Origin of the sequence: Streptomyces sp. NPDC048606, from assembly GCF_040650855.1 — a bacterium.
In the GTDB taxonomy this organism is placed as follows: domain Bacteria; phylum Actinomycetota; class Actinomycetes; order Streptomycetales; family Streptomycetaceae; genus Streptomyces.
The window spans coordinates 141,307-154,486 of sequence record NZ_JBEZIB010000013.1 but is presented as its reverse complement, the minus strand read 5'-3'; the positions used below and the strand labels follow the sequence as shown (position 1 = coordinate 154,486).

General features: G+C 72.1%; 11 protein-coding genes. 6 read left to right on the top strand and 5 right to left on the bottom strand.

What is annotated here, in order from left to right:
- Positions 1-83 precede the first annotated feature (83 nt).
- Positions 84-4,112: a hypothetical protein gene (locus AB0D01_RS16965; protein WP_363055959.1), complete on the top strand. Its 4,029-nt coding sequence runs from the start codon at positions 84-86 to the stop codon at positions 4,110-4,112.
- Between the two features lie 5 nt (positions 4,113-4,117).
- On the top strand, positions 4,118-4,381 hold the full coding sequence (locus AB0D01_RS16960; RefSeq protein WP_363055958.1) for a hypothetical protein: 264 nt from the start codon (positions 4,118-4,120) through the stop codon (positions 4,379-4,381).
- A gap of 236 nt (positions 4,382-4,617) precedes the next feature.
- On the opposite strand, the gene AB0D01_RS16955 is transcribed toward AB0D01_RS16960, so the two are convergent.
- The 3 genes from AB0D01_RS16955 to AB0D01_RS16945 all read right to left on the bottom strand — a co-directional run bounded on the left by AB0D01_RS16955 (position 4,618) and on the right by AB0D01_RS16945 (position 6,609).
- Complete coding sequence (locus AB0D01_RS16955; protein ID WP_363055957.1) at positions 4,618-5,031, bottom strand: hypothetical protein; 414 nt, start codon at positions 5,029-5,031, stop codon at positions 4,618-4,620.
- 179 nt (positions 5,032-5,210) lie between these two features.
- Complete coding sequence (locus tag AB0D01_RS16950; RefSeq protein ID WP_363055956.1) at positions 5,211-5,606, bottom strand: hypothetical protein; 396 nt, start codon at positions 5,604-5,606, stop codon at positions 5,211-5,213.
- A gap of 163 nt (positions 5,607-5,769) precedes the next feature.
- Positions 5,770-6,609, bottom strand: a complete 840-nt coding sequence (locus AB0D01_RS16945; RefSeq protein ID WP_363055955.1) for a tat (twin-arginine translocation) pathway signal sequence — start codon at positions 6,607-6,609, stop codon at positions 5,770-5,772.
- 369 nt (positions 6,610-6,978) lie between these two features.
- On the opposite strand from AB0D01_RS16945, the gene AB0D01_RS16940 reads away from it, so the two are divergent.
- From AB0D01_RS16940 to AB0D01_RS16930, 3 genes are all read left to right on the top strand, one after another.
- The gene (locus AB0D01_RS16940; protein ID WP_363055954.1) at positions 6,979-8,361 is read left to right on the top strand and encodes a DUF1214 domain-containing protein; all 1,383 of its coding nucleotides are present in this window, start codon (positions 6,979-6,981) and stop codon (positions 8,359-8,361) included.
- A 19-nt stretch (positions 8,362-8,380) separates the two neighbouring features.
- Positions 8,381-9,856: a hypothetical protein gene (locus AB0D01_RS16935; protein ID WP_363055953.1), complete on the top strand. Its 1,476-nt coding sequence runs from the start codon at positions 8,381-8,383 to the stop codon at positions 9,854-9,856.
- Positions 9,857-10,184: 328 nt separating this feature from the next.
- On the top strand, positions 10,185-11,012 hold the full coding sequence (locus tag AB0D01_RS16930) for a maleylpyruvate isomerase family mycothiol-dependent enzyme (protein ID WP_363055952.1): 828 nt from the start codon (positions 10,185-10,187) through the stop codon (positions 11,010-11,012).
- A gap of 35 nt (positions 11,013-11,047) precedes the next feature.
- Here AB0D01_RS16930 and AB0D01_RS16925 read toward each other — a convergent pair whose 3' ends face one another.
- Both AB0D01_RS16925 and AB0D01_RS16920 read right to left on the bottom strand, forming a co-directional pair.
- Positions 11,048-12,070 (bottom strand): NADP-dependent oxidoreductase, encoded by a 1,023-nt coding sequence (locus AB0D01_RS16925; RefSeq protein WP_363055951.1) that lies wholly within the window; start codon positions 12,068-12,070, stop codon positions 11,048-11,050.
- Between the two features lie 222 nt (positions 12,071-12,292).
- Positions 12,293-12,730, bottom strand: coding sequence for an NUDIX domain-containing protein (locus tag AB0D01_RS16920; protein ID WP_363055950.1), 438 nt, complete (start codon positions 12,728-12,730; stop codon positions 12,293-12,295).
- On the opposite strand from AB0D01_RS16920, the gene AB0D01_RS16915 reads away from it, so the two are divergent.
- Complete coding sequence (locus AB0D01_RS16915; protein WP_363055949.1) at positions 12,692-13,021, top strand: hypothetical protein; 330 nt, start codon at positions 12,692-12,694, stop codon at positions 13,019-13,021. The two genes, AB0D01_RS16920 and AB0D01_RS16915, sit on opposite strands and share 39 nt — an antisense overlap.
- Positions 13,022-13,180 lie beyond the last annotated feature (159 nt).

Below are 13,180 nucleotides of genomic sequence, written 5' to 3'. Positions count from 1 at the left end.
CGCCTTCGCAGGGCGGGGCACTTGTTTGCCGCTTTTTCTCCGATTGATCCATATAAGCAAAGAAAGAGAAGGGGACACATCCCATGAGGGGGACACTCCGGCTACGGGCCGGAAGACGAACCGGACGCCCACGGGCGTCCATCGCCAGAGCCGTTTCGACGGTCCTCGCCGCAGGTCTGCTCACGGGCCTGATCGGGCCGGCCCCGGCCGTCGCCGCTCCGTGGCCCGGGGTCCTGCCCGCCACCGCGCCCCCGACCGGCGGCGCCGCTGCCGCGCCGCCCGCGGTGCCGCTGACCGGTCTCGCCCGCATCAGCGCCGATGCGGACAGGCAACTGGTCGAGGACTACGCCGAGTTCGACGACGAGGAAGAGGTCAGGGCAGCCGCCCGCAAGGCCCTGGAGAGCACGGATCCGCGCGCGATCCGCGAGTTCCTGGAGCGGGGCGAGGCGGAGGCCCGGCAACGGGCCAAGGACAGGCGCGACGCGGTCGACATCGGCAACCGTCGCACCATCGAGGCGCTCAAGGGCACCGGCGGTGCCTTCTTCAACGCCGAGGTGGAGCGGGTCCTCAAGGGCACCGCGCAGGATCGGGCCGACTTCCTCGCCTTCGGCGCGGAGATCGCCCGAGGCCGGGACAAGACCACCGCGGACAACGACCGCAAGCGCGCCGAGGAGAACCGCAAGCGGGTGGAGATCCTCGCCGCCGGCGGCGGACCGGAGGTGAAGCGCACCGCCCGCGTGGCCCTGGCCACCGGTGACGACAAGGTCATCGCCGAGTACCTGGAGAAGGGCTACGAGGCCGCCGCCCGCAAGGACACCGACGAACGGGCCGCCCGGGAGAAGGAGCAGCAGGAGGCCCTGGCGGCCGCCGAGCGCCTGCGCCGGCTCGCGGAGAACACGGCCCGTGCGGGCGAGGCCCGGGGCAAGCTGATCACCGCCCACGGCAACGCCGTCAAGGCCCTCAAGAACGCCTCCAACGCGATGAGCCTGGCCGCCGGGGCCTCCCGCGACGCCGACCGCCTCCTCGCCGGAGACCGCGCCGGCAAACGCCTCTCCGACTACACGGCCGCCAAGGAGACCGTCGCGGTCCAGGTCGGTCTCGCGGACACTGCCGCCAAGCAGGCGCAGGTGGCGGCCGGACAGGCCAAGGTCCAGGCGGAGATCCTCGTCGAGACGGGGCTGACTCACGGCACGCAGTGGTCCGACGTGGCCGCCGGTATCGCCGCCGCGGCCGACGCCGCCGCCCGCGCGGCCCGCACCGCCCAGCACGCCGTGGACGCCGCAGCCGCCGACGCCGCCGGCCTGAACTCCCAGAACCAGGCCGAACTGCACGCCAAGCAGGCCACCGCCTGGCGCACCAACGCGGAACAGCACGCCAAGACCGCCGGCGAACTCGCCACACAGGCCGAGAAGCAGGCCAAGACCGCCGCCGACGCCGCCGCGCAGTCCCGACAGGCGCGCATCGACGCCGAACAGGCCGCGAAGACCGCCTGGGAGCACGCCGACAAGACCCGCCGGGCCCGTGAGGAGGCACAGCGCCAGGCGAAGATCGCCGAGGAGCAGCGGGCCGTCGCCGAGCGGGAACGCGCCCTCGCGGCCGAGGCCCGGGCCCGGGCGCAACGCGAGCGTGACAACGCCGCCGCCGCCCGCGCCGTCGCCGACGCAGAGGCCCGCACCGCCGCGGCCAAGCGCGCCGAGGCCCGCGTCGCCCAGGCGGACGCCCAGCTCGCGCGCAATCGTTCCGCCGAGGCGGAGGGCCGGGCGGCCCAGGCCGACGGTCAGGCCCGAGGCCAGGAGACCGCGGCACGGCAGGCCCGCGACCAGGCGGCCCAGGCCGAACGCGAACAGCGCGCCCAGGACGCCCGGGCTCGCGCCCTGGAGTCCGTCGCGGCCGCCGCGCAGGGCACCGTCGATGCCGAGAACGCCCGCCGCGCGGCCGTCGAGGCCCGCACCGAGGCGGGCAACGCCGCCTCCGCCGCCACCAGGGCCCGCAACGCCGCCAACGACGCCGGCGCTTCGGCCGAGCGCGCTCGCGCCGCTTCCGTCGAGGCCCAAGGCGCTGCCGCCCGGTCCCGTGCGGCAGCCGCGGAGGCCGGTGCCCACGCGGCCCGCGCCGACCACGCCGCCGGGCTGGCCGAAGCGGCGGCCTCGGCCGCCGACGCCGCCGCCGACAAGGCCGCGTCCCACGCGGACGCCACCCACGCCCAGGCCCAACGGGCCGGCTCCAAGGCCGGCGAGGCCACCCTCCAGGAGGCTCGCGCCGGAGAGGCCGCGCACGAGGCGGCCCGGCTGACCGGACGTGCCGCCGTCGAGGCCAACGCCGCGCTCCAGGCGGCCCACCGCACCCGTGACGAGGCGAGCGGGGCGTCCAGCGAGGCCGCGATGGCCCAGCTGCACGCGTCGATCGCGGTCCAGGCCGCGTTGGCGGCACGTACCACCGCCGCCGGTATCGCCGACCCGGCGAACACGGCGATCACCCTGGTCGCTCCCTTCACCGGTTCCGACGTCGGCGCGGACTTCGCCGTCGCCGTCGCCCGCGCCGCCCTCGCCATGGGAGCGGAGCAGGTCGCTTCCGCCCAGGCCAAGGCGGACGAGGCCGTGAAGGCGGCCGTCGCGGCCGAGGCGGCGGCGAAGAGCGCCAACGCCCAGGTGGCACCCGCCTACGCGGCCGCGGCTCAGGCGGCCCGGTCCACCGCGGACGCCGCCCGCTCCACCTCGCGTGCCGCCGCCTCCGCCGCGGACGCGGCTTCCGACGCCGCCAAGGCGCGCACCGCCGCGGTCTCGGCCGAGGGAGCCGACAAACAGGCCAAGGCCGACGCGGGCATCGCCCGGCAGGCCGCCGACAAGGCCTTCGCCGACGCCGGCAAGGCTCGTGACGCGGCCACCCAGGCCGAAATCGAGGCGCAGCGGGCTCGTTCCGCCGCCACGGACGCGGAGAACCAGGCCGCCGCTTCCTCGGCAGCCGCCGCCCTGGCGGAGAAGGAGGCCGCCGCGGCCCGCGATCTCGCCTCTCGGGCGGAACGCGACGCGGCGGACGCCGCCAGGTTGGCCAAGTCCGCCGAGGAGCACGCCAAGTCCGCCGAGAACGCCGCCAAGAACGCCAAGACGTACGCCAAGGAGGCCGAGGACGCCGCGAAACGGGCGGAGGACGAGGAACGGGAAAGGGCGCGCAAGGCCCTCGCCGCGGCGGCCGTCAAGAACGTCAAGTACACCAAGCCCGGTGGTCAGGACGGAGGCGGAGGCTCCGGCGGAGGATCCTCCGAGGCGGGCCACGCGGCGCTGGACAAGCTCGTCCTCGACCTCTCCGTCCAGTGGGCCCTGCAGCAGGCGGGTCTGACCGGGGAGGAACTCGACCTGGCCCGTGACCTCGCCGCCCAGGACCTGCTGGACTACCTGTTGGAGAACGGGGCCGAGATCCTGGTGGAGCTCGTCGCCGAGGACATCAAGGCGTGCATCGACGACCCGGACATCCCCACCTGCCTGTGGGCCGTGGTCTCGAACCTGCCGTGGGCCAAGGCAGCCAAGATCGCGAGCAAGATCCCCAAGATCAGCAAGGCCATCTGGGGCATCAAGGGGTTCCTGGAGAAGGTCGACGGGGCTCGCAAGAAGGTCGACAAGTACGACGAGAGGTTCGAGGACGCCAAGGGCAAGCTCGACAAACTCGGTCTCAGCTGCGACCGCTCCACGCGCGACCCCAAACCGAAGGCCCGCGCGATGGCCGCGCCGAGCGCGAAGCCCGGGGACAAGCCGAAGACCGACCAGGACTGCGTCTTCCCCATCTACCGCACCCCCAAGACCGTGGACGTCGCCTACGAGCGGGCCCACGGCCCGAACCCCGCCTCGCGCCTACCCGATGACAACGGCCAGATCTACTTCGGGGAGAAGAGCGTGGCCGGCGAGTACTGGGGCCGCGGCCCCTACGCCGCGGGCATGATCAGGTACGACATGAAGATGGAGTTCCTGGTCAAGTTCCCCAAGGCCGCGAAGCGCTACGACTGGAAGGGCCCCAACGGAGCCCCGCGCATCGAGTGGGAGATCCCGTACTCCGACCTCGCCCAGTTCAACGCTCTGACGGTCGATCGCACGTGGATCCCCAAGCCAGGGAGCAACTGACACCCATGATTCCGATCCTGCACCACGAGTACGAGGTCGTCGTCGTAGCGGCCCGCCCCTGGGGGCTGGACGTCGAGTTCACCGACGGCACCCCCGGACAGATCGTCAACGCCAAATACCCGCAGTGGCCCGACACCGACCCGCAGACCCTGATCGGGCACGTGTACCCCGCCGTGGTCCTGGACCCCGACCGGGAACCGGTCCGCCTCAGCGCTCTGGACACCGACCGCACCACGGCCCGCGTGCTGCGCACACCGCCGCGGTCCTGACCCGGAAGGCGGGCGCGGCCGGACCGCGCCCGCCCCACCGGACTCGCAGGACCGTCTCTTCCTGGTGTCGCTACCCACGACGGGACACCACTGGGCTCCGTCGACGGACGGCAAGCTCTTCTGCCTCGTCAATTGCTCGTTCAACTGCTTGCACGTAGCGAGGACGACAGCCCCGCACCGCGGTAGCGACCGGAACAGCGGTCGGAACAGCGGGCCGTCGGCTACGACACTCGTGATCATTCCACTGTCAGCAAGAAGATCACCGAGCCCAGGATGAGGCAGAGCCCGATCAGGAGGGCCGCGATGGCGAGCGTGCCGGCGACACGGGCGATCAGCAGGCCCCGAAACTCCGCCCGCCGCCCCTCGGGAGTGTCGGTGCGCCAGTCCGCCGGGAGGTCGACGCGCCCCTCCGCGATCGCCGACGCGGCCCCGCGCACGTCCTCCGGATGGAAGTAGTACCGAGTCGGCTCCGCCCCCCAGGTGCCCAGGCTTCTCCCGCTGACCCTGCGGACGCGGACACCCGCACGATAGGCGGCACCCGACAACCAGTCCTCACGTACCGGCCACAGCTTCGCGACCTCGTCACGGGTGAGCCAGGGCTCCTCCTCATCCGCTGACTCCGGTGTTCCCGGCTCCGACGTGTACGGCATGCCTCCCCCTCGAAACAGCAGGCCTCCAGTACACAACCGCCGCCCGCATGCCGATAGAGCCCCTCCGGCACGGCGCGGTACGAGATACAGAGCAGCCGGCTCTTCCGCACCTCCAGGCACACACGGCGCGCCGCCGACACTCCGAGGGCCTCGCAAGACCGGCGGTGGCGTTCTTCCGCTCAGGCAGTCGGTCCGTCGGCGGCGATGATCCGGCTCAGGGCTTCGCGGTATCCAGGCCAGTCCGGGCTGCGATGCCAATGGTCCGCCTCGACCACATCGTGCAGATGAAGTTCCATCTCCCGCAGCGCCGTGTCCTTCGCCGTGGCCACGAGGCGCCGGCCCTCCTCGCTGTCGACGGCCTGATCAAGGACGTCACGCAAGGCCCTCGCCCAGTCCATCACCCACGTCGCCTCCCCGATCATCTCGTGGCCGCTCCGGTGGTAGCCGATCCGCAGAAGCTTCGACTGCCAATCGGTCAGTTCTCCCTTGACAGCCCAGGAAACGGCCACTGCCGCCGTCTCCTGAATCAGTTTCACATCCTGAGGACCAGGACTGACGAATATGTTGTCGACCATGATGATCACTGTATTCGGGCCCACACGGTGACGCGCCGGCGGCCGGCGGGGTCGCATGACAGCGACCGTCGACCTGTCACACCGAACCGTTGCGACCTCTCTGCCGCTCGGTCGCGCGTCGTCCGCAGGCAGGGCTGAAGGTCTCGGCACGCATGACCTCGTGTCACCAACTGCCTTCGAAGAAGGCCGCGAGAGCCTGCGGGGAGTCCGCCGCGTTCATGGCGTTCGCGACAGCCACGACCAGGACCACGGCCGCCAGGGTCGCCGAGGCCACGACACCCCACGTCAGCCGGCGCCGCGCCCGCGTACCGGCAGGTGCGGGATGCGCCTTGCGTCGTCGCCACAGGATCACGGTCGCCACGGCGAGTGCCAGTGCCAACACGGCCGCCATCCCGGCCAGAACCGCGTGGTAGAGGGCGAAGTCGTCGATCATCGCGATGAGCGCCGGGGAGTGCCGGCCATCGGGGTAGGTCGCGAGCTGCTCCTTGGCCTGTGCGACCGTCGTCTCGACACCGGCGTCCCCACCCCCACCCGACAGCATCGGGAGCAGCGAGGCGAAGGGGGCCGCCGCGCCCTGCACATTGGCCACCAGGGCCACCAGGGCGAAGGTTCCGGTCGCCGCGACGAGCGTCCACGACAGGCCGAGCGAGCGGTGCGTACGCTCCGCGGCCCGCTCCCGTCGCAACCGCCACAGGACGATGCCGATCACCACGACCGCGGCCAGCAGCAGCGCGCTCACGCCCGCCTTGACCACATGGAAGCGGAACCAGAAGGAAACCGCGGCGTCCAGCGGGCGGGGGAACTCCTGGCTGCCCGAGTTCCAGTACGCGGCCAGGCCGTGTCGAAAGGTCGTGCCGACGTTTCCGGTGTCGACGGAGCCGCGTGCCAGTGCGTTGGGCGCGACGAAGAACGCGGCGAGCAGCACCCCGGACGCGGCGATGAGGAGGCCCATCCGCCGTCGGGGCGTGGTGGTGGGCGGGCGCAGAGAGCCGAGGGTGTCCATGAGGGGCCTTCGTGTGTGGGTGCGTCGGAGGCGGCGCGGGCCTGTGGGGGACGGTGACCTGGACCGAGGACGTGACGGTATCCCGACGCCGGTCCGCAGGTCTGTGGGGCAGACCTCCGATCGTGGGGTGGGGCTGTCCCCACCCTGAGCGTCGAGGTGGCCGTGGGGGATCCGAAGCTCCGCCGGGCCCCTGCGAGCGCGCCTCGTGCGGCCCCGGGGAGGCTCGCGGCACGCGCGAGTCCACCGGACGGGGCCGACCGCTGCCGGACGGGGTGTCTTCACGGCGGCTGCGGCGTTGTGGCGGTGAGGCTCGACCGCGCGGCTGATAGGTCAAGGGCGCCATGACGTTCCCGACGACCTGGAAGACCCATGAGAGCGACCTCCTCCTCGCGGTTCGCGGCGCTCGCCGCCGCCGCGACCCTTCTGCTCGGCGGCACCGCGACCGCCGACCCGAAGCCACCCGTCGACGGTTCGGGCATCGCCCGCACGACGGCCACCAGCTACGTGGAGCACTTCTACCCCCGCTGGTTCACCCACGCCCAGAACCCCCGGGACCTGGCCGCCAACAGCCTGACGGGGCCCGCGACCATGAGCCCCGTGTTCGGGCTGGTCGTCGCACCCAACGACGACACCCTGTACGTGCGCGCCTTCGTGGACATGACCGACGGTCAGCCCCTCATCCTGACCGTGCCGTCCACCACGGCCACGTACTCCCTGCTCACCACCGGCCTGTTCGGCGACGTCTTCCCCACGGACGTGTCGACGGAGCGGCCGGGGACGTACGCGCTCACCCCTCCAGGGTGGAGCGGCACGCTGCCGCCCGGGGTGACGCGGATCCCGGTGCCGCTGGCGGCCAGCTCGTGGATCTTCCGGGCGGACAAGTACTCCTCCGACGGCACCGACATGCGCGCCGAGGCCGAACGCTTCCGGCTGAACCTGCACCTGGCCACCCTGGCCGACTACCAGCGCGACCCGTCCTCCGGCAAGGCACGCGTCCTGCCGGTCATCGTGTACGGGGCGAAGCTCAAGGAGCTCGCCGACCGGGAGATCGCCCGGGCTCCGCCGGCCTTCCTGCGCCAGCTCCAGCGGGCCATGCACGCCCCGACGACCGCTCCGCTGTCCCCCGAGGACCAGGCCCTGTCCGACCGGTTCGACCGGCTGTTCGGCAACGGCGTCGACCCCGACGAGGCCGACGCCTTCGCCCGCGGCGCCCAGGACGCCCACGCGCGCATCGTGCGGAACTACCTCACCCACCGGGGTCCGACGAACTGGGTGCACTTCACCAACACCGGCGTCTGGACCCCCTCCGAGTACCTGGACCGGTCCTCCATCAGCGAGTTCCTCCAGTACGGCAACTCCCGGGCCACGGCGGCCTACTACCACGCCTTCACCGACGGGTCGGGGGCCCGGCTCGACGCCTCCGGGCGCGGCTACCGGATCACGTTCCCGGCGGGGCAGGTGCCCGAGGCCAGGCGGTTCTGGTCGGTCACCTCGTACGTGCCGAAGTCGATCACCCTGGTGCCGAACGACGCCGAGAAGTACGTCGTCGCGAGCTACACCCCCGGTCTGGTCACCGCCCCCGACGGTTCGGTGACCGTCTACCTGACGCCGACGCGCCCCGAGGGGGTCCCGGTGGCGAACTGGCTGCCCGTCCCCGCCGGGCCCTTCAACGCCATGCTGCGCGTCTACGGCCCCGAGGGAAGCGTCGCGGACGACACGTACGTACCGCCCGCCGTCACCCCGCTCGACTGAACGCGCGGAAAGGAGATCCATGCCCATGCTCCAGCCCTTCGTCAGGAAGGCCCTGCTGCTGGCGGGCGCCGTAGCCCTGGCCACAGGTCCGACCCTGACCGCTCCCGCCACCGCGAGCACCACCGACCCCGTCCCGCACCCGAAGCCGCCGGCCGCGGCGCCGGAAATGCCCGAGGAACTGGTGGTCGACGCGCCGACCCTGCCCGGTGTGACCGCCCGCTGCGCCTGGCCGCTGCTGGCCACCGCCGAGAACCTGAACGTCGCCTTCCCCGACACGAGCTCCTCGTGCTGGGTGATCCCCTACCGGTTCACTCCGGGCATGAAGCTCACCGTCAAGGGGACGTTCGCGCAGGCCCGCTTCTTCTCCCTGAGCACGTACGACAACCAGTTCTCGCCGGTGACCGGGGGACCCGACTCCCTCTACGACGCACGGCTCCAGCCCGACGACGGTGCGCAGAACCCCTACGTCGTCCCCGGTGCCTCGTACGACGCGACCTACACCGTGACCATCACGGCCGACGGGACCGAGGGGCCCAACCCGCTGAGGGCCGTACCTCCGGACGGCAACGGAACCGGCTACCTCATCTTCCGGGTGTACATCCCCACCGACCCGGACGAGCCGGCCGGAACGCCCGCCCTGCCGACCGTCTCGGTCACCGGTGCCGGCGGGGTCCCGGCGCTGCTGCCGCCCTGCCCGAACCCCGGCGGGAACACGGTCGTCAACTCCCTGCTGACCGCCTTCGTCTACGCGGTCGCGCCCGGCCCGTACCCGGACCTGTGGGCGGAGCCCCTCTTCGCACACCAGCCGCCGCAGTACGAGGCCGGGCTCTTCCCGAACTCGTTCAACCAGTACATCTCCTCCCCCGTGACCTACCAGGCGCGGCGGATCGTGGTGGTCAGGGGCCGGGGACCGCAGTTCCCGAACACCCGAAACGGTGAGCCGGTGACCGGGCCGCAGGACCTCAGGTACTGGTCCATGTGCAACAACGTCTACGCCAAGCCCTACCCGGTGACGGCCTGTGCGGCGGACTACCAGACGACCCTCGACTCCGCCGGGCGGTACACGTACGTGGTCTCCACGCCCGCGGACCGGCCGAGCAACGCGACCGCCGCCAACGGCGTGACCTGGCTCGCCTGGGGCACCAACCTGGTCGGCCGGCCGGCGCCGCGCGATCTCCTGCTGATGCGCAACATGCTCCCGGCCCCCGGGTTCAGCCACGCGGTGCAGAACGTGCCGCCGGACGGCCTGCCCGAGACCGCGCGCGATGTGATGGGCGCCTACTACCCGGAGGCCGTCTACTGCTCGACCACGCTGTTCCAGGTCGGCGGCGCGGACGCGTGCTTCGCGCAGGCGGAGCGCCCGGACGGGCACGACGGGCACGACGGGCACGACGGGCCCAAGCATCCGGAACACGACAAGTCGGGCAAGCCCGGGAAGCCCGGGAAGCCCGGGAAGCCCGCCCGACCCGGTGGGTCGGGCAAGGCCGGCGCGTAGGGCGGCGCCGGCGCCCGGAGGTGACGCGGTCGGAGCCGTGGGCGCTGCGCGCCCGCGGCCCCGACCGGCGGACCAGGGAACTCCGCCACCTCGCGGCTCCGCGCCACGGCCCCATTCGGGCGACGTGGTTCATCCCCACCGTCCTCCAGTCGCACGGCGGGCGGTCCCGCCCACCGTGCGACCCTGACCACTGAGGCCTTCGGAGTCGGGTCGGTTCGTCGAGCCGGTCGTGTTGCCGGGCGCTCACCGCGGTGGGACCCCCTCGGAGTCCCACAGCCACACCGGGCGCGACGGACATCCGCGCGAGGACGAAATGAGGCGGCGACCCATGACGACGAACACGACGACGGGCCATCCCCTGCCGTACGACCTCTACCGCGAGACGATCGAGCACGAGACGATGCGCTTCGCCGCGCTGGTCCGCGACATCGATCCCGCACGCCCCGTGCCCTCGTGCCCCGGCTGGACGCTGGCCGATCTCACCCGGCACGTGGGGTCGGTCCACCGTTGGTTCTCCACCCTGCTGAGCCGGCTCGTGCAGGAGCCGCCGGTCGGTCGCGAGGTGGATCTCGGCCTACCCGACGACCCCCGTGCGTACGCCGACTGGCTGACGGCCGGAGTGCCGGGTGTGGCCGCCGTGCTGCGGGACACCGAGCCCGGGGCGCCGATGTGGGCCTGGGGCGAGGACCAGCACGCCCGGTTCTGGGCGCGCCGGATGCTGTTCGAGACACTGGTGCACCGCACGGACGCGGAACGAGCCGTCGGTGCCGAGCCGGACATCGACGCCGCCCTGGCAACCGACGGCGTGGACGAGTTCCTCGTCAACCTGCCCCACGCCGGCACCTTCGCTCCCGGGGTGACCAAGATCCGCAGTGACGGCGAGACCCTCGTCTTCCGCTGCGTGGGCCGAGGCGGAACCGCCGACGAGGAGTGGCCCGTCCGGCTGGACCCGGACGGCTTCCGTCTGCTGCGGCCTGACCACGACGGTACCGGCGGCCGAGCGCCGCACACCGCGACGGCGACGGCGACGGTCGAAGGGCAGGCCGCCGACGTGCTCCTGCTGCTCTACGGCCGCCGGTCCTACCGGGAGCCCGTCTTCGAAGTCACGGGCAAGACCGCGGTACTCGACCACTGGTTCGCACACACGGCCTTCTGACGCGGCGCGCCCTCCCCCGGTCGCATGCGGCCGGGTCAGAGGCTGACGATCATCTTGCCCGTGTTGTCGCCGCGCAGGACCCCGAGGAACGCCTCCACGGTGTTCTCGATCCCCTCGACGACCGTCTCCCGGTACTTCAGCCGACCCGAGGCCACCCAGGGGCCGACCTCTTCGACGAACCGGGGCTGGAGGTCGTAGTGGTCGCCGACGAGGAAGCCCTCGATGCGGCCACGCGTCTGGATGAGGCGGGCGAGGTTGCGCGGGCCGGGGGCGGGCTCCGTGTCGTTGTAGACGGAGATCATTCCGCAGACGGCGACCCTGCCGCCGGTGTTGAGGGATCCCAGCGCGGCTTCGAGATGATCTCCGCCGACGTTGTCGAAGTAGACGTCGATGCCGTCGGGGGCGGCCTCGCGCAACTGCTCCGCGACCGGCCGGGTCTTGTAGTTGAAGGCCGCGTCGAAGCCGTACTCCTCCGTCAACAGGCGCACCTTCTCGTCCGAGCCCGCCGACCCGATGACCCGGGAGGCACCCTTGAGGCGGGCGATCTGTCCGACCTCGCCGCCGACCGCTCCCGCCGCTCCCGAGACGAACACGGCGTCGCCCTCCTTGAAGGAGGCGACGCGCAGCAGGCCCGCGTACGCCGTGAGGCCGGGCATGCCGAGCACTCCGAGGTAGGTGGAGGCCGGGGCCGCCTCCGGGTCAATCTTGACCGCCTGCACGGAGTCCACCGTCGCGTACTCGCGCCATCCCCCGAAGTGCAGGACCTGGTCCCCGACCTCGATGCCCTCCGCCCGCGACACGACGACCGAGCCGACGGCTCCGCCCCGCATCGGCTGATCGAGCGCGTACGGCTCGGCGTAGGACTCGGCCGCGCTCATACGACCGCGCATGTACGGGTCGACCGAGAGGTGGGTGTTGCGAACCAGCACCTGTGACGCGTCCGGCTGGGGCACGGGAGCCTCGACGAGGGCGAAGTCCTCGGGCACGGGCCATCCGGAGGGGCGTCTCAGGAGGTGCCACTCGCGATGGGTGGCGGAGAGCTCTGGCTTGGGGGGCATGGGGGGCACCTCTCTCTTCCTCGGTGGGACGCCGGCGACGGCTCACGCGGTGTCGGTCTCGCCCTCCTCCACAGCCTGCACGGTGAGTGCGATGTTCCCGCGGACCGCGTTCACGTAGGGGCACACCGCTTCCGTGCACCGCGTGGTCCCACCCAGCACAGCAGCACCGGTGGGCACCGTGTGTCCTCCGATCGGAGGAGGTGTGCGGAGCTTTCGTCGGCCCTACGCCACGGGAGCGGTGAGACTCCCTGCCCGGATGGCGTCGAGCAGCGCGTCCTTTACCTGGGGCGGCATCAGGTTCAGTGCGTCGACGGCCTCGACGGTGAGCGGGACTTCCTCAAGGAGGTACTCGCCGCGGTCGTGGCGCCGGAACTCGGGTCCGGTGCGGTCCTCGAAGTTCCAGGAGAGGATCCGGGCGGTGTAGAAGTCCTCGGCTTCGCCCTTGTCGTTCTCCAGCCGGCAGAACGGACGCAGGTCGGCGGCCTCGCCCGCGATCTCCTCGCGGACCTCCCGCAGCAGTGCGGCTTCAAGGCCGGTGTCCTCGGGCTCCACGCCGCCACCGACGAGGACCTGATAGGCCGGGATCCCGGGGCGGACGCGGTTGATGACGAGCATGGTGCCGTGATCGGTGAGCAGGACGGCGCGCACGCGCTGCTTCATGAGCTGGTCTCCCTGGTGGTGGTCGGGCTCCGTCAATGGGGCATCCAGCCACCGTCAATGGACAACGACCGGGCGGTGACGAACGATGCCGCGGGGGCGGCGAGGAAGGTGGACAGTGTTCACCATGATGCCGTGCGGGCCAAGTTCCCCGGCCGGCGACGGCGCGAGGCCGACAACTCCCGCCTCGGCGGCGCTGTTGACGGTCAGGCCGAGACGTCCGATGCGGGAGTTGACGGACCAGACGTCGAAGACGTCGATGGCCCGGCACCAGCCCCGCTCGATCACGCATGAGGGATGACCCTCCCGCGTACGACCGGCGCACCCGGCTGGAAATCGACGGTCCGAAAGGGGAGCTTGCCGCCCGCGCGGAAACACCACAGGGTGACATCGTGAACACGATCAGCGACTGCGCCCAGGGAGGCGCGGCGGGCGGGCCGGGTTCCCCGGTAC